Source organism: Streptomyces spinoverrucosus, assembly GCF_006539505.1.
Lineage (GTDB): Bacteria > Actinomycetota > Actinomycetes > Streptomycetales > Streptomycetaceae > Streptomyces > Streptomyces spinoverrucosus.
Map to the genome: position 1 here is coordinate 98,985 of NZ_BJND01000005.1, position 25,889 is coordinate 124,873.

The following is a 25,889-nucleotide window of genomic DNA, read 5'->3' on the forward strand; positions in this document are numbered from 1 at the left end:
GCCACCGCGTTCGCGAACTCAGGCTGCCGGACCGGCCGTCCACCCACACCCCCGCATCGGCGGAACGCCGCGAGGACCGGGGCCCGGCCCCGCCACGCCGCACTCCGAGAGATCGACACGGCCACCGCCCCGCTCGTCAGCGCCGCACTGGCCACATGCGGGCGCGACGGCATCCGCACCGCCGACGTCGATCTCACGGCCGTCACCTTCTGCGACGCCGTCGGACTCAACGCCTTCCTCGCGGCATCCCGGCACGCCACCGATGCCGGAACGACCCTCCAACTGCACTATCCGGCGCCGACCATGGCCCGCATCATCGAGGTCACCGGCTCCGGCTCCCTGCTCCACGAGCTCCACGCCGCTCGACCACCATCACATCGGGTTCCCGCCGCCGCGGGCGGTGCGCTGTGACGGCCCCGCTCTCCCCGGAGCCGCCACGGCGTGAGGCAAACAAGACTGTGCGGGATGACCTGGCCGACCGGTACGTGGAGTCCACTCGGGCACAACCAGGCCAGGAGTACCGGGGCCGGACGGCGTTTCTGCGGCGACTCACCAGCGACATCCGGCGGCTCGGACTCTCTCTGCTGATCGCGGAGGACATGACCCTTGCAGGGTGGGCCTACGGCTTCCCCGTTCGCGCCAGGGAACATGGTGGAGGGGGTTCGACGAGCCCCTTCCGCAGAGCGTCGAACAGCTCACCGCGTCCGGACATGTCCTCGCGATCACCGAGATCGTGGTACACCCCCACACGGACGACCAGGGCCTCGCCCGAACACTTCAGGAACGGCTGCTCGCCGGCCACCACGCCTCGCTCGGGGCGACGCTGGTCGCCCAGACCGACGCCCCGGTCCGCGACGCCTTCCTGTCGTGGGGATGGCAGGACATCGGGTCGAATTCGCCGGCCACCGGATCCCACGGCCCTCCGGCCGTCGGTCCCCAGTGTTGCTGCGGGCCCTGGTCCTCCCCACCGGCCCGCGCACGGCCGCTCGCCCCGGACGGCCTCGCCCACGAAAGCCGCACCCAACGGCCCGACTGACGACCACTGTACGGCCGGTCCGGGAGACCTACGCGCCGAGGCCGCCGTAACTGCCGCCCTTCCGTAAATGCGGTCCGGGCATCGAGGCTCTCAGTCAAGGACCGCGAGGTGGTCGGCGGCCCCGCCGCGCCACTCGATCATGAAAAGGGTGGCGTCGTCGCTGGTACGCCCGCCCCGTTCGCTCTTCAGCATGTGGGAGAGCCGACGCAGATCCGCCCGCACCCCCTGTGGCGGTTCCTCCCCCACGCGGTTGACGCAGTCGATGAGGCGTTCCTCGCCGAACAGCTCCCCGCCGGCGACGTGCTCCTCGATGATGCCGTCGGTATAGCACAGCACCCGGTCGCCTCGCTGGAGCGTGTGCTCTCTGATCCGGGGCTCCTCACCGCCGATGCCGACGGGCAGCGTCGTTGCGCTTTCCAGCTGCCGCACGACCCGGCCGTCGCGGATCAGCAGCGGTGCGGGGTGCCCGGCGTTGACCAGCGCCATCTCACCGCTGGCGATGTTGATGTGCATCAGCTGCGCCGTGACGAAGTGGTCGGGGCCGAACTGCCGGGAGATGGCATCGTCCATGAACGCGTACTTCTCGGCCAGGCCGATGAACACGCGCCGGGCATGCCGGTAGGCGCCGATGGCCACCGTCGCCATCGTGGCGGCGTCCAGGCCGTGGCCCATCGCGTCGATCACGGCGGAATGCAGGATGTTGTCGTTGAGGGCGTAGTCGAAGCTGTCGCCGGCGACGCGGTAGGCGGGCTCCAGCATGCCGGCCACCTCGACCTGCGGCACGGACATCGACAGCGGCGGAAGCAGGGTCCACTGGATCTCCGCGGACACGCTCATCGGCTCCCGGCGCCGGGCCTGGAAGAACTGGTCCGTGTAGGCGTTCTTGGTGACCAGCAGGTCGGCGACCAGGCTGGCGAGCCTGCTCAGCAGGCGCCGGTCGTCCTCGCCGACGGCGTCCAGAGTGAGGGCCATCACGCCCACCGTGTCGCTGCCGTCCAGGAGCGGCAGGTACATCCTCACGCCGCCGCGGGCCAGCGGCGCCTCGACGACATCCCCGCTCAGGAAAGCCCGGCCGGCGGGAGAGTCGATCACCGGCTCGGGCTGGCTGACGTGCAGCTTCCTGCCCGGCAGCGGCACCAGCAACTCCTGCGCGTAGTCCTGGAGCAGGATGGAGACGTCACGGCCTCCGACCCTGCCCACCTCCTCCGCGATCAGCGGGGCGATCAGCTGCGGCGGCAAATGCCGCGCCCGATCCAGCAGCAGGCCGAGCAGCCGCTCACCGAAACCCTCCGACCGGTCCTCCGCGATCTCGTCGTCCATGGCCCGGTTCGCCACCTCCTGCCCGCCCGCCCTGGTCACCGCGTGCGCACAACGTGACCTGTCAAGCCCGACCGAGCGGCTCATTACGCCATGCGCGGCATGTCGCCCGTGCCGTCCACAGTTCGCACTCCGTATCGGGGTCGTATCGCCTGACGGGTGATCAAACTGTCGGTACGAAGGAGGGGTGCGTGAGGGTCAGCCGCCTCCGCCGGGTGAGACGGCGGGTCATGAGGGTGATCGCTGCCGATAGCGGCCCTCGCCCGGAGGCCGCTCCCGCCCCAGAGGCTCCTCACCGGCCTCGAGTTCGAACACGCCCTTGCGGACCGTCGTCTCGCTCACCGCAGCGGCCTGTGCCACGGCTCGGACACCGCCGTGCCTCAGCCCCCGAACCCCCGCAGCCATCAACAGCCGTCGCTGCCGATCGTCCAGATGCGGGAACAACACCGAGAACTTCACAGCGAGTTGGTGACGAGTCTCATCCGGGATGCGCGTACCACACCAACGAGCTCCAGAACGGGAAACAACATCATGATGATCTGCAAGCCCTTAGTGACCACAACTCGCAACAATTCCTTCGCCGTCGGCAACGGCCTGAACTGCTGAGTCGCAGCCGCACGCTCTTCATGGGGCCCCATCCGACGCTCGCACCACACAGTCGCGTCCTTCGGGCGGGAGACGCTCCGGCATCCGCACGACCTCGGCAAGGTCGTCCCCAATCGACATCACCGCTCGTCGGCGAGATCGAGATTGCCACTGCGCGTCTCGCCCGGACCCTCAGCACGCCCAGGGCGGCGCCACGGCGTCACAATCGGCTGAGACACCGCACGCCACCACGGCTCCCCGGGCAAATCACCCGCCGGCTCGAACGGCTCACCGGGGCGGGGGAACGCCACCGCCTGCCCGACCTCGCCAGCCGCATCCTTCATCCACTCCCCCGGCTCCGCCCACGCATGCGGAGCCAGATTGAACGTCCCCCAGTGGATCGGCAGCAGCACACCCGACGCGGCATCCCCGGACTGGAGGTCCAGATGCGCGCGGACACCCTCGTCGGGGGTCATGTGGATGTCCGGCCAGAACTCGCTGTACGCGCCGATCTGGATCATCGTGGCGTCGAACGGGCCGTGGTCGGCGCCGATGTCCCGGAAGCCCTCGAAGTACCCGGTGTCACCGCTGTGGAATATTTGGTGCTCCTCCCCCGCGACCACCCAGGACGCCCAGAGCGTGTGCTGGGTGTTGCGCAGGCCGCGGCCGCAGAAGTGGCGGGCCGGGGTGGCGGTCAGGGTGAGCCCGCCGACCTTGGCCGACTCGTGCCAGTCCAGCTCGCGCAGCCGGTCGGCGGACACGCCCCAGTGTTCGAGGTGGGCGCCGACGCCGAGCGGCACGGCGAACAGCGTGTCCGTGTCGGCCAGCGCCTTGATGGTGGGCATGTCCAGGTGGTCGTAGTGGTCGTGCGAGATGACGACGACGTCCACCGGGCCGAGCGCCGTCAGGGGCAGCGGCACCGGATGCAGCCGCTTGGGCCCGGCGAAGGCGAACGGGGAGCAGCGCTCGCCCCAGACGGGGTCGAAGAGCACCCGCTGTCCGTCGATCTCCGCGAGGACGCTGGAGTGGCCCAGCCAGGTGAGGCGGAGGCCGGTGGCGGGCGGCCGGGCGAGGTCGGCGGCCGTTGCGGTGTGCAGGGGCACGGCGCCGTGCGGGGTGCGGCGGTTGCGCGCGTCCTTGTCGAAGTAGGTCTTCGCGAAGTCGAGCGCCGCACCCGACGGCCGGATCCGCGAGGGGCCACCGGGGTTCTGGAAGACACCGTCCCTGAAGTGGGGCGATCTGCGGATGCGCGCCATGCGCTCACCGCTCGGGTCCGCGCCGAAGGCCGCGGGCTGCAGCGCGCGGAGCCCGGAGCTCAGGGAACGGGAACCGGCCACGGTACCTCCAGTGGTGTCAGTGAGGCCTCCATTATGGTCCGCCCCACTGACACCACCCGCCGCCCATGCCCGATACTGACTCACGATTCAGTAAGTGCGCCCGCGTGAGACCGCTCGCTCATCGCTCGTCCATGCCTTCGGCCGCAAGGAGCTTCCGTGACCGCCCCCCTTCTGTCGCTCACCTGGACCGACCACATCACGGGCCGCCAGGGCTTCCTGGTCATCGACCGGCTGGTGCGCGGCGTCGCCAGCGGCGGGCTGCGGATGCGCCGGGGCTGCACGCCGGACGAGGTGGCCGGGCTCGCCCGCGGGATGACCGTGAAGGAGGCCCTGCACTACGACCCCGAGGCCCGTTACGTCCCGCTCGGCGGCGCCAAGGGCGGCATCGACTGCGACCCCCGGGACCCGGCGGCGTACGGACTGCTGGTGCGCTATCTGCGGGCCATGCGGCCGTACATCGAGGCCTTCTGGACCACCGGCGAGGACCTCGGGCTCACCCAGGACCTGGTGGACCGGGCCGCCGCGGAGGTGGGACTCGTTTCGTCGATCCAGGCGGTGTATCCGCTGCTGGACGACGAGGCGGCGGCCCGGCTGCGGCTCGCCGACGCCTTCGCGGTCGAGGTCGACGGCATCGGGCTCGGCGAGCTGGTCGGCGGCTGCGGGGTCGCGGAGTCGGCGCTCGCGGCCCTGGACCGGGCCGGCGTCCCGCGCGCGGGTACGCGGGTCGCGGTGCAGGGCATGGGCACCATGGGCGGTGCCACGGCACGCTTCCTCACGCGCGCGGGTCTCACGGTCGTGGCCGTCGCCGACGTCAAGGGCACGATCGCCAACCCGGCGGGCCTCGACATCGACGCGCTGCTCGCCGCACGGGACGCCTACGGCACCGTGGACCGCGCGGCGTTGCGGCCCGGCGATCGCGAACTGCCCGGCGAGGCCTGGCTGTCCGTCGACGCCGAGGTGCTGGTGCCCGCCGCCGTCTCGTACGCGGTCGACACCGCGAACCAGGACCGGATCACCGCCCGCTGGATCGTCGAGGCGGCCAACATGCCCGTCGTACCCGAGGCGGAGGCGCTGCTGACCGCGCGCGGGGTCACGGTCCTGCCCGACGTGGTGGTCAACTCCGGGACGAACGCCTGGTGGTGGTGGACGCTGTTCGGCGACATCGGCGCGGACGCGGACGAGGCGTTCGCGTACACCCGGCGCTCGATGCGCGCCTTGACCGACCTGGTGCTGGCGCGTGCGGCGGCCGACGGGAGCACGCCGCGTGCCGCCGCGCACGCCGTCGCCGAGGACCGGCTCCCGCTGCTCGCGGAGCGCTTCGGGTCGTACCGCTGAGGGGGGACGTCATCGCCCGGCCACCGACCGGACGTGGCCCGTTAGGGTGACGGGGTGGCGAGAGTGCGGTTGAGCGTGGCGGAGCGGCGCGAGGAGTTGTTGCGCGCCGCCGTGGAACAGATCGAGGCGCGGGGCGTGGCGGCGGTGCGGATCGCCGATGTGGCGTCCGCGCTCGGTGTGAGCAACGCGCTGGTGCTGTACCACTTCTCCACGAAGGAGAAGCTGGTCGCCGCCGCGTTCGCGTACGCGGCCGAGGACGATCTCGCCCATCTGGGCAAGCTGCTCGGCCGGCGCACGACGGCGCTGCGGCGGCTGCGGTCGGCGGTGCGCTGGTACGCGCCGACGGGCCAGGCCAAGGGCTGGCGGCTGTGGATCGAGGGGTGGGCGGCGGCGCTGCGCGAGCCCGCGCTGCTGGCGGTCACCCGGGACCTCGACAAGCGGTGGAAGGCGGCCATCGCCGAGGTCATCGCCGAGGGGGTGGCGGCCGGTGAGTTCCGCTGCCCCGACCCCATGGGCGCGGCCCTGCGCCTGACCGCCCTGCTCGACGGGCTCGCCGTGCAGATGACGTCCTACGCGGGAGCGGTGTCACGCGCGCGTGCGCAGGAGTGGGTGGACGAGGCGCTGGCCCGGGAACTGGGACTGGCAGAGGTGCCGGCGACTCAACAGCAGTGAGCCGCCGGCACCAAGGGGTCGCCGTTGGAACGGCCTCAGGCCACCGACTCGATCCGCATCTTGATGTCGTCCGGGGACAACGTGCCCTTGGCGGTGACATGGTCGCCCGACGACTCACCGCGCAGCCGTCGGCCGATCCACGGCACCAGGTACTCACGCGCCCAGTGGACGTCGTCCCGCCGCACATCGAGGGTGCCGCGCGGCGGCAGCGGCGGCCAGGGCTGCTCGGGGTCGGCGGGGACGGCGAGGCCGAGGGCCTGACCGGCGCGCAGCGCCACGCGCGTGTGCCCCTCGGGCGAGAGGTGCAGCCGGTCGCCGTCCCAGGCGCGGCGGTCCTGAACGGACTTGAGCGACCACAGGTCGAGCACCGGGCAGCCGTACCGGTCGGCGATGGCCCGCACATGCCCGTTGTAGGTGGCGATCTTGCCGCGCAGATGCCTGAGCAAGGGGACGCCCCGGGTGTCGAAGCCGGTGGTCACCAGCACGGTGCCGACGGCGTCGGTCAGCGCGGCGACCGCCCGCTCGAAGCGCTCGGCCACGTCGTCCGGGTCGGTGCCCGGGCGGATAATGTCGTTGCCGCCCGCGCAGAACGAGACCAGGTCCGGGGCGAGTTCGATGGCCTGCGGAACCTGGTCCGCCACGATCTGGTCGAGCAGCTTCCCGCGCACGGCGAGATTGGTGTACTGGAAGTCGCCTTCGGGTCGGCGGTCCGCGAGCAGTACGGCGAACCGGTCCGCCCAGCCGACGAACGCCCCGTCGGGGCCGGGGTCGCCGACGCCCTCGGTGAAGCTGTCCCCCACCGCCACGTACGACCCGATCACTGATCTGCTGTCATTCTTCGAATCGTCTGCCACGTCGGGACATCATTCCCCTTCCAATGTGACCTACGCGACCGTAGGAAGGGGTTGACGGACGGTGACAAAGGCCACGGCCAAAGGATTGGTCAACTGCGGAATAAGGCCTGGGGAGGGAAGACACCGAAGGCCGGACCCGGGGATCGGGGTCCGGCCTTCGGTGGTGTGAGCGGCGCGCGCGTCAGCCGATGGAGACGCCCTTCGAGCGAAGGTAGGCGACCGGGTCGATGTCCGAGCCGTAGTTCGGCGTGGTGCGGATCTCGAAGTGCAGGTGCGGTCCGGTCGAGTTGCCGGTCGAGCCGGAGAGACCGATCTGCTGGCCCGCGCTCACGGTCTGGCCGCTGGAGACGGAGAGCGCGGACAGGTGGGCGTACTGCGCGTAGTAGCCGTCGGCCAGCTTGATGACGACCTGGTTGCCGTACGCGCCGGCCCAGCCCGCGGAGACGACCGTGCCCGCGCCGACGGCCTTGAGCGGGGTGCCGCTCGGGGCGGCGAAGTCGACGCCGGTGTGGTAGCCGCTGGACCACATGCTGCCCGCCACGCGGTAGGCGGTGCCGACGGCGGCGCCGTCCACGGGGGCGGAGAAGCCGCTGGCGGTGCTGGTGTCGGCGGTCTGGGTTGAGGCCTCGGAGGAGGACTCGGACGACCCGGACGACTGCGCAGCGGACTCGGAGGTCTTGGAGGACTCCGTCTGCGTCGACGCCGCCGACTTGGGCGAAGTGGCGGAAGCGGACGACGGCTTGCCGCTGCTCGCCGCTGCCTTCTTGCCGATCGTGAGCTTCAGACCGGGGTGGATGAGCGACGGGTTCTCGCCGACGGCCTCACGGTTGTCCTCGTAGAGCCGCTGCCAGCCACCGCTGACGTTCTGCTCGTCGGCGATCTTCGAGAGGTAGTCGCCGACCTTCACCGAATAGGTCCGCACACCCGCCTTCGTGGCGGCGGACTTCTTTTCGGCGGCCTTCTGCTGGACGGCCGTCTTCTGGGTCGGGACCGACTGAACGGCCTTTTCCGCGGCGGACTGGGGAGTGGCGGCGTGGGCGCCGGCGGCCCCCATGAGCGGGAGGGCGAGTGCGGCGCCACCGGTTCCGGCGACGGCGATGGAGCGGGTGAAGCGCTGGGTCTTCGGACGGCGGTGCTTACCCTTCGCGGGCATGGCGAATTCCTCTCCGGCGCCTGCGAGGTGAGCTGTCGGGTGCGGACTGGAGATGTCCGGCCGCGCCGAAACGCGGCTTTACCCCAAAGCCGTTCCGGAGACCGGAACAGGCGGTTCTACCTGTGGGTCCCCCGCTCCTGCCGAACACGGGTGAGTTTGCGCGGGCACCGGGCGGCGGCAGGATTCGGCGTTCCGCCCGGATCGGTGTGGAACGTAAGCGAACCAAGACGCACGGGACAAGCAAGAGGTTGCACAGGAACGCCGTTTTCGTGATCCGTTCACCCGAATTCCGGTCACACTCCGTGCATTACGGCGCCGTCTTTTTCCGTAAACGCCCTTGATAAGCATGCGAATTACGTGAACATGACGAGCGACGCTGGGTCACGGATATGACGCTGCTCACGTGACCCTGCTCCAGGTTCCTTTATTCCAGAGCGAGTTGGAATGAAGAGGCCAATTCAAGGCCAATTCGGGCAGAAGGCTCAGATGCGGCACAGTCGGAAAACAGCCGCATCGAGGTCGCCCCGCAATCCCGTACGCAGCCCGTGATGCAGCAATACGGCACCTCGGTGCACTTCGCCCGTTTCACGGCATTCGTACGACGCTGCCGGATCCAGCCCGCGCAACCGCAGCGCCGGGACAGGTTCCCCGTAGCTCTGCGCCTGAAGCCAGGCGAGGACGACGGACTCGTCACCGCGTACGTACTGCACGGCACTGAGCCCACCAGCCGGCGGCCGCAGCCGGTAGAGGTCGCCTTGCTGCACGAGGGGCCGGATCTCCTTGTAGAGGGCCACCCAGTCCCGAGCCTCGGCCAGTTCCTCGTCGGTCCACTGAGTGAGGTCACCGCCGACGCCGAGCACCCCGGCCATGGCACTGACAAAGCGGAAGCGCAGCGTGCTGATCCGGCCGTTCAGCTGGGCATTGGGGCTGTCGGTGACCCAGGCGGCCATCACGCGCGCGGGATGGATCTGGCTGAAGCCGTGCTGGATGGCGAGCCGGTCCAGCGGGTCGGTGTTGTCGGAGGTCCACACCTGGTCGGTGCGGCTCAGCACCCCGAGGTCGATCCGGCCGCCGCCACCCGAGCAGGACTCGAAGGCGACGCCCGGGTGAGCCGCCCGTAGGCGGTCCAAAAGGGCATAAAGGGCACGTACATGGTCGACCCACAGCCGCTGCGGGTAGGGGTCGTCAGGCCAGCCGGCGTCCGTGAAGCAGCGGTTGAAGTCCCATTTGACGTAGTCGATGGGGGCACTGGAGAGGAGTGCGTGGAGCTGCTCCCAGAGGTACTCCTGGACATCCTCCCGCGCGAGGTTGAGTACGAGCTGATTGCGCAGCTCTGTCCGCTTTCGCCCCGGCTGGAACTGCACCCAGTCGGGGTGGGCGCGGTAGAGATCGCTGTCCGGGTTGACCATCTCGGGCTCCACCCAGATCCCGAACTGCATCCCCAGGGCGTGCACGTCGTCGGCGAGCGGCTTGAGACCGGCCGGGGAGCGGTCGGGGTTGGGCGTCCAGTCACCGAGTCCCGCGCGGTCGCTGGTGCGCGCCCCGAACCAGCCGTCGTCGACGACGAACAGCTCCACGCCGATCGCCGCGGCCCGCCGCGCGAGCGCCCGCTGCTGCTCCTCGGAGATGTCGAACTCGGTGGCCTCCCACGAGTTGAACAGCACCGGCCGGTCCCGCTCGGCGTCGGGGACGACGTACGCGCGCTGGTAGGCGTGCCACGTGCGGCTGGCCCCGCCGAAGCCGCCGTCGCTCCACAGGCCGGCGAAGACGGGCGTGGTGAAGGACTCCCCCGAGGCCAGCCGCAGCAGCCCCGAGTCGTCGTACCCGGCGCCGCCGGTGATCTGCACACGCGCGTCCGGCAGTTGCGCCACCGCGATCCGCCACGAGCCCGACCATCCGAGGGCGCAGCCGTACACCTCGCCGCGCTCCTCGGTCGCGTCGGCGTCCAGCGCCACCCACGGCAGGTGCTGGTGCCCGGTGTGACCTCGACGGCTGCCGATGACCTGCTCGCCGTAGGTGAGATACGACCGGGTCAGCCGGGACTCGGCCGCCCACCGGCCGTGCAGCTGGGACAGCCGCCACTGGTCGCGGTCCGGCAGGGTCCAGGTGGCGGAGTCGGCGCGCAGCAGCTCGACCACGGGCCCGTCGTTGTGCAGCGTCACCCAGCGCTCGACGACGTCGTCACGCATCCGGTAGTGCAGCGTGATCGCCAGCCCGGCGTCCCGGAAGCGCAGGCGCAGCTCGTCGTCACCGGTCTCGTACGCCTCGAAGCTCCACTCGCTGCCGCGTCGCTCGTCGGTGCGTACGGACAGGGCGGGGCGGACGAAGCGGGGGCCTCCTTCGATCGGGTACTCCTCCCGTCCGTCGAGCGGGGACTCGAAGGGCCAGTAGTCCGGCAGCGGGCGCATCGCGAGGGCCTCGGCGTCGGCCAGCGCGATCCTGGGGCCCCAGTGCAGATGCAGCAGCTCGTCGTTCTCGGTGAGGTGCACGGCGTAACTGCTCGTGGGCCCGGACAGCAACCACGTACGCCCGTTTTCGGCGATCTCGACCATTCAGTCCTCACAGATTCCGACAGGTCCGCTCAAGCACCAACATCATCAAGGGCGGGGAGCCTACGGGGCAATGCCTGTGGACAACTCCTCCAACTCCCTGTGACGGCCTGTGGACAACTCATTGCCGCAGGAATCCGTGTCGTATGGTCGGGGGCGTGCCCGTCGACGAGCCGCGCCGACGGGGCCGATGGGAGGGAGCCCCCGTGACGCAGCAGGTGCCGTCGACCGAGCCGGAGCTGGCCGGAGTGCGCAACTTCCGTGACGTGGGCGGACTGCCGACCGTGGACGGGCGCCGGGTGCGGCACGGGGTGTTGTTCCGCAGCGGCCACCTCGCGCACGCCACCGCGGAGGACGCCGAGTTCCTCGCCTCCCTGGGGCTGCACACGATCTTCGACTTCCGCAACGCCGCGGACCAGAAGCTGGAGGGCCCGGATGTCGAGCTGGCGGGCGTGCGCAACGTCAATCTGCCGCTGACGGACCCGGCGGACGGCGCCGAGTTCTGGAAGATGGTCCGGGACGGCGACGTGGAGCAGCTGCGCGGGATTCTGGCGGACGGCAAGGCCGCGGACCGGATGATCACCTCGTACCGCGCGATCATCAAGGAGCGCACCGCCGAGCACTCCCAGGTGCTGCACGCGCTCGCCGAGGACAGCATCCCCGCGCTGATGCACTGCGCGGCGGGCAAGGACCGCGCCGGGCTGTCGATCGCCGTCACGCTGCTCGCGCTGGGCGTGGAGCGCGAGGCGATCCTCGCCGACTACCTGGAGTCCAACGCCAAGCACCGCCGCTACAAGGTGCACCGCAGCGGCAGCTCCGACTCCGCCTACTCCCCGGAGGTCATGGAGCTGCTCAGCCCGCTCTTCGACGCGCGTGCCGAGTATCTGACGGCAGCGATCGAGACTATCGAGGACACCTGGGGCGGTGTCGACACCTATCTGGAGCGGGGGCTGGGCGTCGCCCCCGAGACCCGGGAGCGGCTGCGCGAGCGCCTGCTCGACTGACGCCTACTTGGCCCCCGCCTCGAACAGCAGGTAGAGGAAGGCGGCGAAGAGGTGACCCGCGACGACGTAGATGACCAACCGGACCCAGATGGCCCGGGGAAGCTTCTGCTCGTAGTCGCTCATGGTGTGTCTCCCGTGATGGGGCCGAGGCACAGCGCGGCCGTGGGGCTCTGCAGCAGGGTGTGGACGAAGAGGAGGTCCACCCCGCCCCGGTCCTGGGCGGCGAGGCGGTGCGGGGTCAGCGAGTCGAAGTGGGCGCTGTCGCCCGGGCCGAGCTGGTGCGCGGCGTCCCCGAGGCGCAGCCGCAGCCGCCCCTTGAGGACGCACAGCCACTCCTCACCGGGGTGCACCCGCACGATGTCGCCCTGCGAGCCGTACGGCACATGAACCCGCAGGGCCTGCATGCCCCGCCCGGGCGCCCCGGCCTGCCAGTACGTCCAGCCACCGGCGCCGGTCGGTTCCATGTCGGCGGCGCGCACGACGGCGTCCCGGTCGGCGACCGTCTCGCCGAGCAGCTCCGAGACGGTCGTACCGTATACGCGGGCGAGCGCCAGCAGCATCGGCAGCGAGGGCTGGCGCTGCCCGGTCTCCAGCCGGGACAGATGGGCGGGCGACAGCCCGGCGGCACGGGCGGCGGCCTCCAGGGTGAGGGAGGCCCGGCGGCGTAGGGCACGCAGCTGCGGGGCGACCACCGGCAGACCACCGGTCGGCTCGGCCCCGGGCTCGGAGGCGGAGGAGCTCATGCCTCCATTCAGCCGGAGCGTTGCCTGATAGGCAATTTTCTTGCCTCCTAGGCAAAGCCGATCAGCGGTTGGCCACCGCCTGCTTCACCAGCGTCTTCCCGAAGTCCCACACGAGCCCGCCCCCGCTGTGCGCGTCGTCCATCACGGCCGTGAAGGCGTCCACGAACCGGTCCACCTCCCGCTCCCCGATGATCAGCGGCGGAATCAGCTTGATCACCTCCAGGTGGTCGCCGGAGACCTGGGTGAGGATCCGGTGCCGCTGAAGCAGCGGTACGACGACCATCTGCGCGAACAGCCCCTTGCGAGCGGCTTGCAGCATGGCCCAGCGGCTGCGCAGCTTCAGCGACTGGGGCCGCCCGAACTCGATGCCGATCATCAGGCCCCGGCCGCGCACGTCCGCGAGCATCTCGTACTTGTCGATCAGCGCGGCGAGCCGGGACCTGAGCAGCTCGCCGGTGGCCCGGGCGCCAGCGACGATCTGCTCGTTCTCCATGACGGACAGCACCGCCAGACCGGCCGCCATGGCCTGGGCGTTGGACCCGAAGCTGGCCGAGTGGACCAGCACCCGGTCCATGGACGAGTAGACCTTCTTGAAGATCCAGTCCTTCCCGAGCGTGGCACCCACCGGCACATAACCACCGGAGAGCGCCTTCGCCACGCAGACCAGGTCCGGCTCGACGCCCTCCTCGTACTGGTAGGCGTAGAAGTCGCCGGTGCGGCCGAGGCCGGTCTGCACCTCGTCGGCGATGAGCAGCGCCTTGTGCCGGTGCAGCAGCTCCTGCGCGGCGCGCAGATAGCCGGCCGGGGCCGCGTGCACGCCCTTGCCCTGGATCGGCTCGACGATCAGCGCGGCGACATCGCCCCGCTTCAGCTCCCGGGCGAGCGCGTCGAGATCGCCCAGCGGTACGGCCGTGTCCGGCAGCAGCGGGGCGAAGCCGTCCCGGAAGCCCGGCTCGCCGTTCACGGACAGCGAGCCGGTGGTCAGGCCGTGGAAGGCGTGCGCGCAGTACAGGACCCTGGGCCTGCCGGTGACGAACCGTGCGAACTTCAGGGCGGTCTCCACGGCCTCCGTACCGCTGTTGCCGAAGAACACCCGGTCCAGGTGCGGGCTGTGCGCGAGCAGCCGCTCGGCCAGCAGCCCGGGCAGCGGCTGGCAGTCGAACCGGGTGAGGTCGGCGAGCTGGGCGTCCAGGACGTCGTGCAGCGCCTTGCGGACTACGGGGTGATGGCGGCCCAGGCCCATCACCCCGAAGCCGGCGAGCATGTCCAGGTAGTCGTTGCCGTCCGCGTCCCAGAAGTAGGCGCCCTCGGCCCGCTCGTAGACCTTGTCGAAGCCGATGGTGTGCAGCATGCGCGGCAACTGGTGGTTGAGGTACCGGGCGTGCAGCTCGTAGCGCTCGGCGCCGCGCTCGGCCAGCAGCGCGCCGAGTTCGAAGTCCCCGTCGGACGGCGAGGGTTGGGACGCGGATTCCGCGGTGGTCATGGGTGGCTCTCCTTGGACAGCGATTCCTCGGCGACGGTCTCCTTGGAGGACTGCTCCCGAACGACCGTCTCCTTGGAGGACTGCTCCGGTACGACCGCCTCCTGAGTCGGCACAGCGGACCACTCCTCCTTGACCGCCAGGCTCGCGCTGATCCGCCCGGCGATCTCGACCGGCGTCAGACCGATGTCGGCCAGCACCTCGCCCCGCTTGGCATGCGCCAGGAACTGCTCCGGAATACCGAACCGCCGTACCGGCACATCCACGTCGGCGTCACTCAGCGCCAGCGCCACCGCCGCGCCGACCCCCGACGCCCGGCTGTTGTCCTCGACCACCGCCACCAGCCGGTGCCCCGCGGCGAGGCCGGGCAGCGCGGGATCGACGGGCTTGACCCACCGCGGGTCCACCACCGTGCACCCGATCCCCCGGGCCTGAAGCAGCTCGGCGGCCTGCAGACACACCGGCGCCATGACCCCGACCGCGACGAGCAGCACCTGAGGCGCCTCGGCCCGGTGCAGTACGTCGATGCCGCCCACCCGGTCGATCGCGGGCACGCACGGCCCCACCGACTCCTTCGGGAACCGCACGAGCGTGGGCGCGTCGTCGACGGCGACGGCCTCCCGCAGCTGGGCCCGCAACTGGTCGGCGTCACGCGGCGCCGCGATCCGCAGCCCCGGTACGACCTGGAGGATCGACATGTCCCACATGCCGTTGTGCGAGGGCCCGTCGACACCGGTCACCCCGGCGCGGTCCAGGACGAAGGTGACGCCGCAGCGGTGCAGGGCCACGTCCATCAGGAGCTGGTCGAAGGCCCGGTTGAGGAAGGTGGCGTAGACGGCGACGACCGGGTGCAGCCCGCCGGTGGCGAGCCCGGCCGCGGAGACGGCCGCGTGCTGCTCGGCGATGCCGACGTCCCAGACCCGGTCCGGGAACCGCTCGGCGAACTTGGCGAGGCCCACCGGGTGCAGCATGGCCGCCGTGATCGCCACGACGTCCTCCCGCTCCTCACCGATCTTCACGATCTCGTCCCCGAACACCGAGGTCCAGGACGTCCCGTTGGAAGGCGCGAGCGGCTCGCAGGTCAGCGGGTCCATCACGCCGACAGTGTGGAAGTGGTCCTCCTCGTGCGCGAGGGCGGGTTCGTAACCGCGGCCCTTCTCCGTGAGGCAATGCACCAGTACCGGCCCGTGGAAGCGTTTCGCACGCCGCAGCGCCGACTCGACGGCCTTCACATCGTGTCCGTCGATCGGCCCGACGTACTTCAGGCCGAGGTCCTCGAACATCCCCTGCGGCGCGAACGCGTCCTTGAAGCCCTTCTTGGCGCCGTGCAGCGCCTCGTAGACGGTGTGCCCGACGACCGGCGTGCTCAGCAGTACGTCCTTGCCCCAGGCCAGCACCCTCTCGTACGAGTCGGTGGTGCGCAGCGCCGCGAGATGGTTGGCGAGGCCGCCGATGGTCGGGGCGTACGAGCGCTCGTTGTCGTTGACGACGATGATCAGTGGCCGGTTCTTGGCGGCCGCGATGTTGTTCAGCGCCTCCCAGGCCATTCCGCCGGTCAGCGCGCCGTCGCCGATCACCGCGACGACATGGCCCTTCTCCCCCTGTACCTGGCGGGCCTTGGCGAGCCCGTCGGCCCAGCCGAGCGCGGTGGAGGCGTGGCTGTTCTCGATGACGTCGTGCTCGGACTCCTCGCGCGAGGGATAGCCGGACAGGCCGCCCTTGCCGCGCAGCTTGGAAAAGTCCTGACGCCCTGTCAGGAGCTTGTGTACGTAGCTCTGGTGGCCGGTGTCCCACAGGATGCGGTCGACCGGTGACTCGAAGACCCGGTGGAGCGCGATGGACAGTTCCACCACGCCCAGATTGGGCCCGAGGTGGCCGCCGGTCCTGGCGACCGCGTGCACCAGGAACTCCCTGATCTCTTCGGACAGTTCGTCGACTTGCGCCTCGGACAGCGCCTTCAGATCGCGTGGTCCCCGGATGGTCTCCAGAATCGACACGCTCGGGCCCCCTCTCGGTCCGTGCCTTGCGTCAGCTCACAGTCACTGCCGGTTTCCCCGTGACGTCGGGGGAGCCCGTCGCCCCGTCCCGCTCCATCTGCTCGGCGATCTTCATCGCCTCTTCGATCAGCGTCTCCACGATCTTCGACTCGGGTACGGTCTTGATGACCTCGCCCTTGACGAAGATCTGCCCCTTGCCGTTGCCGGAGGCGACCCCCAGGTCCGCCTCCCGCGCCTCGCCGGGGCCGTTCACCACACACCCCATGACGGCGACGCGCAGCGGCACCTCCATGCCGTCCAGCCCGGCGGTGACCTCGTCGGCCAGCCGGTACACATCGACCTGGGCGCGCCCGCAGGACGGGCACGACACGATCTCCAGCCGCCGCTGCCGCAGATTCAGCGACTCCAGGATCTGGATGCCGACCTTGACCTCCTCGGCGGGCGGAGCCGACAGCGACACCCTGATGGTGTCCCCGATCCCCTGCGAGAGCAGTGCTCCGAAGGCGACCGCCGACTTGATCGTGCCCTGAAAGGCCGGACCGGCCTCCGTCACCCCCAAGTGCAGCGGGTAGTCGCACTGGGCCGCCAGCTGCCGGTACGCCTCGATCATCACTACCGGGTCGTTGTGCTTGACGGAGATCTTGATGTCCCGGAAGTCGTGCTCCTCGAACAGCGAGGCCTCCCAGAGGGCCGACTCCACGAGGGCCTCGGGTGTGGCCTTGCCGTACTTCTGGAGCAGCCGCTTGTCGAGCGACCCGGCGTTCACGCCGATCCGGATCGGCGTGCCGTGGTCCCGGGCCGCCCGGGCGATCTCCTTGACCTTGTCGTCGAACTGTTTGATGTTGCCGGGATTCACCCGTACGGCCGCACAGCCGGCCTCGATCGCGGCGAACACGTACTTCGGCTGGAAGTGGATGTCGGCGATGACGGGGATCTGCGACTTGCGGGCGATGGTCGAGAGCGCGTCCGCGTCGTCCTGCGTGGGGCAGGCGACCCGGACAATCTGGCAGCCGGAGGCGGTGAGCTCGGCGATCTGCTGGAGGGTGGCGCCGATGTCCGACGTACGGGTCGTCGTCATCGACTGCACCGACACCGGTGCCTCGCCTCCGACCGCCACCGGCCCGACCTGGATCTGCCGCGACACGCGCCGCTCGGCGATGGGCCGCGCCGGTACCTCGGGGACGCCCAAGGGGATGGCGGTCATGGCGTCACTCCCGGTTTCCGGAGACCGTCTCGCGCATGGCGCGCAGGGACTCCTTGAGCGAGCCCATGGTGGCGAGGACGGCGGTGGGCTCGTAGCCGCAGTGCGCCATGCAGTTGGCACAGCGCGGGTCCTTGCCCCGGCCGTACTTGTCCCAGTCGGTGTCCTCGATCAGTTCGCGGTACGTCGACACGTACCCGTCGCTCATCAGGTAGCAGGGGCGCTGCCAGCCGAAGAGCGAGTAGTTGGGGATCGCCCAGGCGGTGCACGGGAAGTCGACCTTGCCCTCCAGGAAGTCCAGGAAGAGCGGGGAGTGGTTGAGCCGCCAGCGGCGCCGGTTGCCGCCCGCGAAGGCCTTCTTGAACAGTTCGCGGGTCTGCTCCACGCCCAGGAAGTGCTCCTGGTCGGGCGCCTTCTCGTAGGCGTAGGCGGGCGAGATCATCATCTCGTCGACCTTGAGGTCGTCGTTGAGGTAGTTGAGCACCTCGATGACGGTCTGCGGGGTGTCGGTGTTGAAGAAGGTGGAGTTGGTGGTGACCCGGAAGCCGCGCCGCTTGGCCTCCTTGATGGCCTCCACCGCCTCGTCGAACACGCCCTCCTTCGCGACCGACTCGTCGTGCCGCTCACGCAGGCCGTCGATGTGGACGGCGAAGGCGAAGTAGGGCGAGGGCTTGAACTTGTCCATCTTCTTGCGCAGCAACATGGCGTTGGTGCACAGGAAGACGTATTTCCGCTTGGCGACCAACTGCCGCACGATCTCGTCGATCTGCGGATGCATCAGCGGCTCGCCGCCGGCGATCGACACCATCGGCGCACCGGATTCCAGCACCGCTCCCACGGCCTGCGCGACCGGCATGCGCTGCTTCAGCACCCCGGCGGGGTGCTGGATCTTGCCGCAGCCCTCGCACTTCAGGTTGCAGGCGAACAGCGGCTCCAGCTCGACGATGAGCGGGAACTTGTCACGCCTGCGGAGCTTCTGTTCAGCCAAGTATGTAGCGACCTTGATGGACTGGCGCAGCGGCATGGCCATCGGGCTCACCTCCTGGGGAGCAGTACATTACGGTGCCATTCAAAGAATGCGGGAAGAATGGAACGAAGAACGCGGAAAGCCGATATTCCACCGCGCACCGTGCCGATTCGGACGAGTTCATGTTCTGGAGCGTCCACGACCACCCGGACGGCCGCAACCGGACGTGCTCCCGCACGCCCGGCGCTCAGCAGCGTTGCCGCCGACTCCATGTCGACCGCGATTGCGCCGGTGGCCAGCAGGTCGGACCGCTCCTGACCGCGCACGACGTGGTCGGAGCCGGTGACCGGGCCGGTGTGGACGGTGCGGCCGGGCACCGCCCGTCCGAGTTCCTTGACGAGCAGCTCGGTGCCCACACAGGGCGTCGTGCCGCGCGGGTCCCGGGTCTCCTCGGCGACGACCAGGTCACCGGGGTGCATGCCGTGCGCCAGCCCCGCGCAGAAGCCCGTGGCCAGCACGGCGGCCCCGGCGAGTGCCGGGTCGGCCAGCGCCCGCTCGACGGAACGCTCGGCCGCGCCGGGCCCCATGCCCGTACGCACGGTCACCGGCCCGCCCGCACCACCCCGGTCCCCCAGCCGCAACGCCAGCCGCTCGATGCCGAGCGCGCAGGCGATCAGCAGCGGCGCCGGAGCGGACGGGGAATTCATTCGTTCCCCTTGGCCTCGGCGAGTGGTTTCCGAGCGAACGGCTCGCCGTGCACGTAGCGGCCCAGCGCCGTGAGCGGAAAGACGTGCCGGTACAGGTGGTAGTTGATCGAGAAGTCCCACGGGAAGCCCGTCCCCGTGAAGTAGGGCTCGTCCCAGGAGCCGTCCTCCCGCTGGGTCGCGGCCAGCCACTCGATACCGCGTTCGACGGCCTTGGAGTCCCGCTCCCCCGCCGCCAGCAGCGCCATCAGCGCCCAGGCGGTCTGCGAGGCGGTGGAGGCGCCTTTGCCGCTCCACTCCTTGACGTACTTGTAGGAGCGCAGGTCCTCGCCCCAGCCGCCGTCGTCGTTCTGCACGCTCTCCAGCCAGGTCACCGCCCGCCGGATCGCCGGATGCGAGCCGGGCAGGCCGGCGGTGGTCAGCGCGGGCACCACGGATCCGGTGCCGTAGATGTAGTTGACGCCCCAGCGTCCGAACCACGAGCCGTCCGGCTCCTGTTCGGTGAGCAGCCACTCGATGCCGCGCCGGGTGCGCGGGTCGTGGCTGAGGCCCTCCACCGCGAGCATCTCCACCACGTGCGCGGTGACGTCCGCGCTCGGCGGGTCGATGACCTCGCCGAAGTCGCAGAACGGCAGCCGGTTGGGGAACGGGCTGGTGTTGTCGACGTCGAAGGCGCCCCAGGCCCCGTTCCTCGACTGCATGCCGAGGTTCCACCGCACCCCGCGCGAGATGGCCTTCTCCACCCGCTCCGGGTCGTGATGCCGTACCCGGCGCAGTGCGAGGACGACCTCGGCGGTGTCGTCGATGTCGGGGTAGTTGTCGTTGTGGAACTCGAACGCCCAGCCGCCCGGCGGCAGTTGCGGCCGTCGCACGGACCAGTCGCCGGGCCGCACGATCTGCTCCCCCAGCATCCAGTCGGCCGCCTTCACCAGCTGCGGGTGGTCCGCGGGCACCCCGGCGTCGACGAGCGCGATGGTCGCCAGGCAGGTGTCCCACACCGGCGACTGGCAGGCCTCGATCATCCGGGCCCCGTCCTCGCGCCACACGGCGAAGCGGTCCAGCGACTGAAGCCCGGCCCGCATGACGGGGTGCTGAAGGTCGTAGCCGAGCAGATACAGCGCGATGACCGAGTACACGGCCGGCGGCTGGATACCGCCCCAGCAACCGTCGTTCTCCTGCCGCTCGATGATCCAGCGCGCCGCCGACCGCATCGCCGCCCTGCGCAGCTTCCTTGGCACGACCTTGCGCAAGGCGTGCAGGCCCTTGTCGAGCCGCTGGAAGGCGCCGTCCCAACTCGCCGCGGGAGCCAGCGGCTTCGCCGGATTCGGGTGGGCCGGATCGGTGTGCAGCTCGTCCAGCGGGAAAGGCGCGGGCCGCACCGGGCGCTTCGCGGAGACGATGGTCAGCGGGACGATCGTCTGCCGGGCCCAGCAGCCGAAGTCGTAGATGTTGAGCGGCACCCACGTCGGGAAGTAGATGAGTTCCGGCGGCAGTTCGGGCAGGTCCTCCCACTTCCACCAGCCGAACAGGGCGAGCCAGATCCGGGTGAAGACACGGGATGCCGCGATACCCCCCTGGGTGCGGATCCACTCGGACGCCTTCGCCATGTGCGGCGCGTCCGGTGCGTCGCCGGCCAGGCGCAGGGCGACGTACGCCTCGATGGTGGTGGAGAGTTCGCCCGGTCCGCCGTAGAAGGTGGCCCAGGTGCCGTCCTCGCGCTGCTCGCCGCGGATGAAGAGGGCGGCGGCGCGGGTCGTGGACTCGTCGCGGATGCCGAGGAACTGACGGAGCAGCAGGTCTTCGGCGTCCATGGTGACGTTGGTCTCCAGGTCGCCCTTCCACCAGCCCTGGGCGTCCTGCCGGGCCAGCAGGAAGTCGGTGGCGCGCTGGACGGTGCGTACGGCGGCTTCGTGGACCCCGGCCGCCACCGGGGTGGTGCTGTCGGTTTCGCTGGCCGCGTCAGCGCGGGGCGGCAGTGCCCCGGTGCTTCCGTCGGTCGTCGCTGTCATGGCTTCCCCTTCGTGCAGTGCTGCAGTGGTGCGTCTGCTGTGGGTCCGCCGTCGGCCGGTGCGCATCCGATCGCGACACCGGCCGGCGACTACGCGAGGGCTATTCGACCGATAGTGATCATCTCTTTCGTACGACGACGAAGTCGGCGAGCGCCGTGAACTGGGCCCGCACCCGGTCGGGCATGTCGACGGCGTCGAGGGCTTCGATGGCGATGGTGTGCTGACGGCGTGCTTCCTCGGCGGTCCACTCGCGGCCGCCGGCCTCCTCGATCAGGGCGGCGCGGGCCGCGAACTCCTCCTCGGAGAAGTTCGCCACGTCGCTGCTCTTGGCGTCGGCGGCGAGCAGTTCCCCGAGCCGCTCGGAGGCGCTGCCCCCGGCGGCGAGGGCGGCCACGACCGGCAGGGACTTCTTGCGCTGGCGCAGATCGCTCCAGGTCTGCTTGCCGGTGGCCTCCGGGTCGCCCCAGATGCCGAGGAGGTCGTCGACGGCCTGGAAGGCCAGGCCGAGGTGGTAACCGTACTTCTCCAGGGTGTCGGCGGTGCGGTCGTCCGCGCCGCCGAGCACGGCGCCGATGGAGCTGGCGCAGGCCAGCAGGGCGCCGGTCTTGTTGCCCTCCATCTCCAGGCACTCCTCGACGCTGACGCGGTCGCGGTGCTCGTAGGAGATGTCCTGGGCCTGGCCGTCGATCAGGGCGCGGGTGGCGGTGGTCAGGCGGCGGGTGGCGCGGCCGGCCTCGACGGTGCCCAGTTCCAGCAGGATCTCATTGGCCAGCGCGAACAGGGCGTCGCCGACCAGGATGGCCTGGGCGGGGCCGTGCACCTTCCAGACGGTGTCGCGGTGCCGGCGCTGTTCGTCGCCGTCCATCAGGTCGTCGTGCAGCAGCGAGAAGTTGTGCACCAGTTCGACCGCGACGGCTCCGGGGATGCCGACCTCGGGTGCGCGTCCGGTGACCTCGGCGGACAGCACGGCGAGGGCGGGGCGCACGGCCTTGCCGCCGTCGCCGTCGGCGGGGTTGCCCGCGGCGTCGATCCAGCCGAAGTGGTAGGCGGCGACCGTGTCCATGGGAGGTGCCAGGCGGTCGATGGCCGCCCGCAGTACCGGTGTGGCCAGGGTCCGGCCGCGCTCCAGGAGCGCGGTCACGTCCACCGCGGTCTCTCGAGCGGCCTTCGAGGCCGGGGGCACAGTGGGCACAGTCTCTCCTCTTGTTGCGGTACCGGGGGTGCGGGGGCCTGCCGCGCGCTGATCGATCATCAGGCCGCCTCCTCGACGTCGAAGAGGTGGCGGGGGCGGGGCCGACCCAGGGCGCCCAGCGCGGCGTCCGCCGCACCGATGCCGCTGCGGACCGCACTCTCCATGGTCGCGGGCCACCCGGTGGCGGTCCACGCTCCGGCCAGGTACAGGCCGGATGCCTTGGTGCGGGCGCCGGGCCGCAGCCGTCCGACGCCGGGAGTGGGAGCGAAGGTCGCGGTGCGCTCCCTGGTCACGAAGAAGTCCTCCACCTGGGCGTCGCGGGTCCGCGGCAGCAGGCCCTGCAGTTCGGGCAGGTACCGCTCGCGCAGTGCGGCCACGGGCGCGTCGATCTCGTCCTGCGCGGCCGACTGCGACAGCGCGAGGTATTGGCCGCTCTTCAGTCCGGAGGCCTCGGTGCGATCGAAGACCCACTGCACTGGCGTGCCGAGCGCGGTGAGGAAGGGTGTGTCGACGACCTTGCGGTCGTAGACGACATGGATGTTGAGGATCGGCGCGGTGCCGATCCGCAGCAGCTGTTCCGGTGCGTCGAGCGCGCCGTCCGGCAGCAGGTCGTGGGTCTCGCGCTGGGGTACGGCGAGCACGACCGCGTCGGTCTCGATGACCTCACCGGGAACTCGAACGCTCCAACGCCCGTTGTCGTTCTGGGAGATGGAGGTGACGCGTGAACGGATCCTGGTACGGACGCCCACGGAGTCGAGCGCCCTGCGGGCCAGCCGGTCGTGCAGTTCGCCCAGCGGGACGCGCGCCCAGCCGATGTCGGCCGCGCCCGGGTCGGACAGCAGACCGGTCTTGAACACCATCGCGGCGAGCCCCAGGGAGGCGTCGCCCGCGACCGCGTTGAGGGTGGCGACCCCGACCAGGTCCCACAGGGCCTCGACGGCACGCGCCGACTGACCGTGCGCGGTCAGCCAGCTGCCGAAGTCCTGTGCGTCCAGGGTCGGATCGGCGAGGTCGAGGCCCTTGAGCGCGAGCGCGGCCCGGCCGACCTTGGCGCGCTCGGCGAGTGACAGATGCGGATACGTCGCGAGGCTGCGCCCCAGATGCAGGGGCACCGGCAGCGCGTCGCGCCGCAGCCTGCCGAGCCGCCGGCCCTCGGGCTTGGTGACGTCGACGACGGGCACGTCGAGACGGTTCTGCAGCGGAGCCAGCGCCGCGCCGCCGATTCGGTCGAGGAACCAGCGGTAGGCGGTGCAGCAGCGCAGATAGACGTGCTGGCCGTTGTCGACAGTCAGCTCGCCGCGTTGGAAGGAGAAGGCCAGGCCGCCCAGTCTCGGCCTGCCTTCGAGCAGGGTGACGCGCACCCCGGCGTCGGCGAGCGCGAGCGCGGCGGTGATTCCGGCGAGCCCTCCGCCGACCACCACCGTGTCCCGTGCGGGCCCGGACCGCATGCCGTCGGTCATCGTGCACCCTCCCCTGCGCACCTGCCGTGGCGTGTCGACGCGCCCTGGCAGGCCGTTGCAGTCAGGGACGCCGCCCCGCCGCGGAGGGTTGCCTGCCGCTTTTCGCCGCCGGTGTCCCCTTGATCCAAGGTGTCCATCAGGCGCGCCTCCTGACGGTCCGTCGGGTCACATGCCGGGCGTCCAGACCGGACAGGCCACGCACGGCGACATAGGCCTTCTCACGTCCGGGCAGCGAGACCCGGCCGCGCAGCACCGCCTCGGGGTCGCGCTCGATGCGGTCGAGGAGACGGCGGTAGATACCGGCCATGGCGGCGACACAGGCGCCGCTGCGCCGGTCGAGCATGGGCAGCAGCTGGTAGCCCTCGGCGAAAAGGGCGCGGGCCCGCCGCACTTCGAAGTGCACGAGGCCCGCGAAGTCGGAGCCCTCCGGTGGGGTCGGCCCGCTGAACCCGGCCGAGCAGCCGAACTTGGCCAGGTCGTCGGCGGGCAGATAGGTGCGCCCGCCCTCGGCGTCCTCACGGATGTCGCGCAGGATGTTGGTGAGCTGGAGTGCGAGCCCGAGCGTGTCGGCATACTCCGGCGCGCGCTCGGCGCCGCGCGCCCCCGGTTCCGTGCCGAACACGCCGAGCGAGAGCCGGCCGATGGCGCCGGCCACGCAGCGGCAGTAGGTCTTCAGGTCGTCCCAGGTCTCGTAGGCCTCGCCGCGGACGTCCATCAGGACGCCGTCGATGAGCTCGTCCAGTCCGTCGAGCGGGATCGGGAAGTGGCGGGCGGCATGGGCGAGCGCGACACCGACGGGGTCGGTGTCGTCCTCGCCGAGCGCGTCCCGGCGGATCCGGTCGAGCAGCGTCCGGGTCTCCTGGAGCCGGGCGAACTTCACGTCGTCGGTGAGCGCGCCGTCGCCGATGTCGTCGACGCGCCGGGAGAACGCGTACAGCGCCGACATCGCGCGGCGCTTTGGTGTCGGCAGCAGTCTGATGCCGTAGGCGAAGTTACGGGCCTGCTGTCCGGTGACGGCCTCGCAGTAGCTGTAGGCGGCGAGTACCGGTGCGGACACGTGTGGCGCTGACTCCACGGTCCGGATCACCCCTCTCCTCGCAGAGTCACGCCCACCTCACGCAGCAACCGGAGCTTGCCGGGTTTGGGCGGGCCGGGAAGTACGTCGTAGTCGGCGGCGGCGATCGCCTGGACGGCCGCCCTTCCCCCCGCCACGAACCCCGCGAGCAACAGCCTCAGTCTGCCGTTCACGCTACCCACGAGGGGGGCGCCTTCATTCAGGAGATCGCGGGCGCGTTGCGCTTCGTATGCGACCAGTGCGCGCACCGATGCGCCCGCGGTCGCCGTGGCGAGATCCGCCTCCTGGACGTGAAAGCGCTTCATGTCCTCGGCGGGCAGATAGATGCGGTCGCGGCGGAGGTCCTCGGCGACGTCCTGGAGGTGCTCGACGATCTGAAGGGCGGTGCAGATCGCGTCGGAGCGGCGGATCCGCTCGGGGGTGGCGGTGCCGGTGACGGCGAGGACGAGCCGGCCCACGGGGTTCGCGGACAGTTCGCAGTAGGCGAGCAGGTCGTCGTAGGTCTCGTAGCGCTTGACGAGCTGATCCTGGCGGTTGGCGGCGATCAGGCCGAGGAACGGCTCGGGGGTGAGCGAGGCGCGGCGCACGGTCGGCTGGAGGCGGCGCAGCAGGGGGTGGCGCGGGGTCGAGTCGAAGACGCGGCGCAGGTCGGCCTCGAAGGCGTCCAGCAGGGCCATCCGGTCCTCGGCCCGCTCGGGCGACACGCCGAGCAGCCGGGCGTCGGCGCCGCCGGGGGCGAGGTCGCCGTCACCGATGTCGTCGACGAGGCGGGCGAAACCGTAGACGGCCATGAGGTCGGCGCGCCAGGCTCTGGGCAGGAAGAACGGGGCCACGGGGAAGTTCTCGGCCGTGGCCTTGTCGAGGGTTGCGCGCTCCGGGTCGTCCGTGCGCGTCGTGGTGGTTCCCGTCACCGTTTGCTGCCCAGGGCGGGGACGGCACATGCCTCGCGGAGCTGGGGAGTTTCCGTAGCCATTGCCGTCACATCTCCCGTTCTACACTGCCGACCCAATACGCACTATTTCGGACACGCCGCCCGGTGTTCCGGCCGCTGTCCCGGTGGAGGGTGTCGCGCATTATCGCCCCACTTGCCGCCTTTCGGCACCCGTACAGCTTACGTTGTACAACGCGGCGCGGACCGAGGGGGTGTCCTGCGCATCACAAGAACACACCGATTGGCTTCAAGATTCCTACGGGCGACCAGAGTTGACGCTTCCTTTGC

The 25,889-nt window shown here is 70.6% G+C and carries 23 protein-coding genes, 1 pseudogene and 1 riboswitch; of the genes and pseudogenes, 5 read left to right on the forward strand and 19 right to left on the reverse strand.

The window, feature by feature from the left end:
* Positions 1 to 111 precede the first annotated feature (111 nt).
* Positions 112 to 411, forward strand: coding sequence for an STAS domain-containing protein (locus SSP24_RS03405; protein WP_141307374.1), 300 nt, complete (start codon positions 112 to 114; stop codon positions 409 to 411).
* A 322-nt stretch (positions 412 to 733) separates the two neighbouring features.
* Positions 734 to 1,036: a hypothetical protein gene (locus tag SSP24_RS43345; RefSeq protein WP_174864578.1), complete on the forward strand. Its 303-nt coding sequence runs from the start codon at positions 734 to 736 to the stop codon at positions 1,034 to 1,036.
* A 90-nt stretch (positions 1,037 to 1,126) separates the two neighbouring features.
* Here SSP24_RS43345 and SSP24_RS03415 read toward each other — a convergent pair whose 3' ends face one another.
* The 3 genes and pseudogenes from SSP24_RS03415 to SSP24_RS03425 form a co-directional block, all read right to left on the reverse strand.
* Complete coding sequence (locus SSP24_RS03415; protein ID WP_174864579.1) at positions 1,127 to 2,356, reverse strand: PP2C family protein-serine/threonine phosphatase; 1,230 nt, start codon at positions 2,354 to 2,356, stop codon at positions 1,127 to 1,129.
* Between the two features lie 249 nt (positions 2,357 to 2,605).
* Positions 2,606 to 2,842, reverse strand: a pseudogene (locus tag SSP24_RS45545) (ISAzo13 family transposase); the annotation flags it as partial.
* A 236-nt stretch (positions 2,843 to 3,078) separates the two neighbouring features.
* Positions 3,079 to 4,275 carry an MBL fold metallo-hydrolase gene (locus SSP24_RS03425; RefSeq protein ID WP_141307237.1) on the reverse strand — a complete coding sequence of 399 codons (1,197 nt, stop codon included), beginning with the start codon at positions 4,273 to 4,275 and terminating at the stop codon, positions 3,079 to 3,081.
* Positions 4,276 to 4,431: 156 nt separating this feature from the next.
* Between SSP24_RS03425 and SSP24_RS03430 the strand changes: the two genes are divergently transcribed.
* Both SSP24_RS03430 and SSP24_RS03435 read left to right on the forward strand, forming a co-directional pair.
* On the forward strand, positions 4,432 to 5,610 hold the full coding sequence (locus SSP24_RS03430; RefSeq protein ID WP_141307238.1) for a glutamate dehydrogenase: 1,179 nt from the start codon (positions 4,432 to 4,434) through the stop codon (positions 5,608 to 5,610).
* A gap of 54 nt (positions 5,611 to 5,664) precedes the next feature.
* Positions 5,665 to 6,282, forward strand: a complete 618-nt coding sequence (locus tag SSP24_RS03435; protein ID WP_280527076.1) for a TetR/AcrR family transcriptional regulator — start codon at positions 5,665 to 5,667, stop codon at positions 6,280 to 6,282.
* A gap of 35 nt (positions 6,283 to 6,317) precedes the next feature.
* Here the strand turns inward: SSP24_RS03435 and SSP24_RS03440 are convergent, their stop codons facing one another.
* The 3 genes from SSP24_RS03440 to SSP24_RS03450 form a co-directional block, all read right to left on the reverse strand.
* Positions 6,318 to 7,103 carry an SGNH/GDSL hydrolase family protein gene (locus SSP24_RS03440; protein ID WP_141307376.1) on the reverse strand — a complete coding sequence of 262 codons (786 nt, stop codon included), beginning with the start codon at positions 7,101 to 7,103 and terminating at the stop codon, positions 6,318 to 6,320.
* 214 nt (positions 7,104 to 7,317) lie between these two features.
* Positions 7,318 to 8,289, reverse strand: a complete 972-nt coding sequence (locus SSP24_RS03445) for a M23 family metallopeptidase (protein ID WP_141307239.1) — start codon at positions 8,287 to 8,289, stop codon at positions 7,318 to 7,320.
* A 2-nt stretch (positions 8,290 to 8,291) separates the two neighbouring features.
* Positions 8,292 to 8,452: riboswitch (cyclic di-AMP (ydaO/yuaA leader) on the reverse strand.
* 319 nt (positions 8,453 to 8,771) lie between these two features.
* Positions 8,772 to 10,841: an alpha-galactosidase gene (locus tag SSP24_RS03450; protein ID WP_141307240.1), complete on the reverse strand. Its 2,070-nt coding sequence runs from the start codon at positions 10,839 to 10,841 to the stop codon at positions 8,772 to 8,774.
* A gap of 203 nt (positions 10,842 to 11,044) precedes the next feature.
* On the opposite strand from SSP24_RS03450, the gene SSP24_RS03455 reads away from it, so the two are divergent.
* Positions 11,045 to 11,842 carry a tyrosine-protein phosphatase gene (locus SSP24_RS03455; RefSeq protein ID WP_141307241.1) on the forward strand — a complete coding sequence of 266 codons (798 nt, stop codon included), beginning with the start codon at positions 11,045 to 11,047 and terminating at the stop codon, positions 11,840 to 11,842.
* Positions 11,843 to 11,845: 3 nt separating this feature from the next.
* On the opposite strand, the gene SSP24_RS03460 is transcribed toward SSP24_RS03455, so the two are convergent.
* From SSP24_RS03460 to hpnC, 13 genes are all read right to left on the reverse strand, one after another.
* The gene (locus SSP24_RS03460; protein ID WP_141307242.1) at positions 11,846 to 11,965 is read right to left on the reverse strand and encodes a DUF6126 family protein; all 120 of its coding nucleotides are present in this window, start codon (positions 11,963 to 11,965) and stop codon (positions 11,846 to 11,848) included.
* Entirely contained in the window at positions 11,962 to 12,585 is a 624-nt protein-coding gene (locus SSP24_RS03465) for a helix-turn-helix domain-containing protein (protein WP_141307243.1), read from the reverse strand. Before SSP24_RS03465 ends, SSP24_RS03460 begins: the two co-directional genes overlap by 4 nt.
* A gap of 61 nt (positions 12,586 to 12,646) precedes the next feature.
* Positions 12,647 to 14,068, reverse strand: coding sequence for an aspartate aminotransferase family protein (locus SSP24_RS03470; protein ID WP_141307244.1), 1,422 nt, complete (start codon positions 14,066 to 14,068; stop codon positions 12,647 to 12,649).
* Positions 14,065 to 16,062, reverse strand: a complete 1,998-nt coding sequence (gene dxs, locus SSP24_RS03475; protein ID WP_229864778.1) for a 1-deoxy-D-xylulose-5-phosphate synthase — start codon at positions 16,060 to 16,062, stop codon at positions 14,065 to 14,067. Before dxs ends, SSP24_RS03470 begins: the two co-directional genes overlap by 4 nt.
* Before the next feature lie 31 nt (positions 16,063 to 16,093).
* On the reverse strand, positions 16,094 to 17,266 hold the full coding sequence (ispG, locus tag SSP24_RS03480; RefSeq protein ID WP_141307245.1) for a flavodoxin-dependent (E)-4-hydroxy-3-methylbut-2-enyl-diphosphate synthase: 1,173 nt from the start codon (positions 17,264 to 17,266) through the stop codon (positions 16,094 to 16,096).
* 4 nt (positions 17,267 to 17,270) lie between these two features.
* On the reverse strand, positions 17,271 to 18,293 hold the full coding sequence (gene hpnH / locus SSP24_RS03485) for an adenosyl-hopene transferase HpnH (RefSeq protein WP_141307246.1): 1,023 nt from the start codon (positions 18,291 to 18,293) through the stop codon (positions 17,271 to 17,273).
* Positions 18,294 to 18,298: 5 nt separating this feature from the next.
* A complete protein-coding gene (locus tag SSP24_RS03490) occupies positions 18,299 to 18,937 on the reverse strand; it encodes a phosphorylase family protein (RefSeq protein WP_141307247.1) in 639 nt (212 codons plus the stop codon).
* On the reverse strand, positions 18,934 to 20,943 hold the full coding sequence (gene shc / locus SSP24_RS03495; RefSeq protein WP_141307248.1) for a squalene--hopene cyclase: 2,010 nt from the start codon (positions 20,941 to 20,943) through the stop codon (positions 18,934 to 18,936). Before shc ends, SSP24_RS03490 begins: the two co-directional genes overlap by 4 nt.
* 118 nt (positions 20,944 to 21,061) lie before the next feature.
* Complete coding sequence (locus SSP24_RS03500) at positions 21,062 to 22,126, reverse strand: polyprenyl synthetase family protein (protein WP_167529505.1); 1,065 nt, start codon at positions 22,124 to 22,126, stop codon at positions 21,062 to 21,064.
* Positions 22,127 to 22,194: 68 nt separating this feature from the next.
* Complete coding sequence (gene hpnE, locus SSP24_RS03505) at positions 22,195 to 23,595, reverse strand: hydroxysqualene dehydroxylase HpnE (RefSeq protein ID WP_141307250.1); 1,401 nt, start codon at positions 23,593 to 23,595, stop codon at positions 22,195 to 22,197.
* Positions 23,592 to 23,732 (reverse strand): DUF6380 family protein, encoded by a 141-nt coding sequence (locus SSP24_RS45245; protein WP_373306638.1) that lies wholly within the window; start codon positions 23,730 to 23,732, stop codon positions 23,592 to 23,594. The genes hpnE and SSP24_RS45245 overlap by 4 nt, the downstream gene beginning before the upstream one ends.
* The gene (gene hpnD / locus SSP24_RS03510) at positions 23,732 to 24,682 is read right to left on the reverse strand and encodes a presqualene diphosphate synthase HpnD (RefSeq protein WP_167529499.1); all 951 of its coding nucleotides are present in this window, start codon (positions 24,680 to 24,682) and stop codon (positions 23,732 to 23,734) included. The genes SSP24_RS45245 and hpnD overlap by 1 nt, the downstream gene beginning before the upstream one ends.
* Complete coding sequence (gene hpnC, locus SSP24_RS03515; RefSeq protein WP_373306637.1) at positions 24,679 to 25,611, reverse strand: squalene synthase HpnC; 933 nt, start codon at positions 25,609 to 25,611, stop codon at positions 24,679 to 24,681. Before hpnC ends, hpnD begins: the two co-directional genes overlap by 4 nt.
* Between the last annotated feature and the right edge of the window lie 278 nt (positions 25,612 to 25,889).

What these genes read in the sequence shown, in the direction of transcription:
- SSP24_RS03415 (WP_174864579.1), bottom strand. Translation starts at nt 2,356, where the DNA reads ATGGACGACGAGATCGCGGAGGACCGGTCGGAGGGTTTCGGTGAGCGG.
- SSP24_RS03445 (WP_141307239.1), bottom strand. Translation starts at nt 8,289, where the DNA reads ATGCCCGCGAAGGGTAAGCACCGCCGTCCGAAGACCCAGCGCTTCACC.
- SSP24_RS03450 (WP_141307240.1), bottom strand. Translation starts at nt 10,841, where the DNA reads ATGGTCGAGATCGCCGAAAACGGGCGTACGTGGTTGCTGTCCGGGCCC.
- SSP24_RS03460 (WP_141307242.1), bottom strand. Translation starts at nt 11,965, where the DNA reads ATGAGCGACTACGAGCAGAAGCTTCCCCGGGCCATCTGGGTCCGGTTG.
- SSP24_RS03465 (WP_141307243.1), bottom strand. Translation starts at nt 12,585, where the DNA reads ATGAGCTCCTCCGCCTCCGAGCCCGGGGCCGAGCCGACCGGTGGTCTG.
- SSP24_RS03470 (WP_141307244.1), bottom strand. Translation starts at nt 14,068, where the DNA reads ATGACCACCGCGGAATCCGCGTCCCAACCCTCGCCGTCCGACGGGGAC.
- ispG (WP_141307245.1), bottom strand. Translation starts at nt 17,266, where the DNA reads ATGACCGCCATCCCCTTGGGCGTCCCCGAGGTACCGGCGCGGCCCATC.
- hpnH (WP_141307246.1), bottom strand. Translation starts at nt 18,293, where the DNA reads ATGGCCATGCCGCTGCGCCAGTCCATCAAGGTCGCTACATACTTGGCT.
- SSP24_RS03490 (WP_141307247.1), bottom strand. Translation starts at nt 18,937, where the DNA reads ATGAATTCCCCGTCCGCTCCGGCGCCGCTGCTGATCGCCTGCGCGCTC.
- shc (WP_141307248.1), bottom strand. Translation starts at nt 20,943, where the DNA reads ATGACAGCGACGACCGACGGAAGCACCGGGGCACTGCCGCCCCGCGCT.
- hpnE (WP_141307250.1), bottom strand. Translation starts at nt 23,595, where the DNA reads ATGACCGACGGCATGCGGTCCGGGCCCGCACGGGACACGGTGGTGGTC.
- SSP24_RS45245 (WP_373306638.1), bottom strand. Translation starts at nt 23,732, where the DNA reads ATGGACACCTTGGATCAAGGGGACACCGGCGGCGAAAAGCGGCAGGCA.
- hpnC (WP_373306637.1), bottom strand. Translation starts at nt 25,611, where the DNA reads ATGTGCCGTCCCCGCCCTGGGCAGCAAACGGTGACGGGAACCACCACG.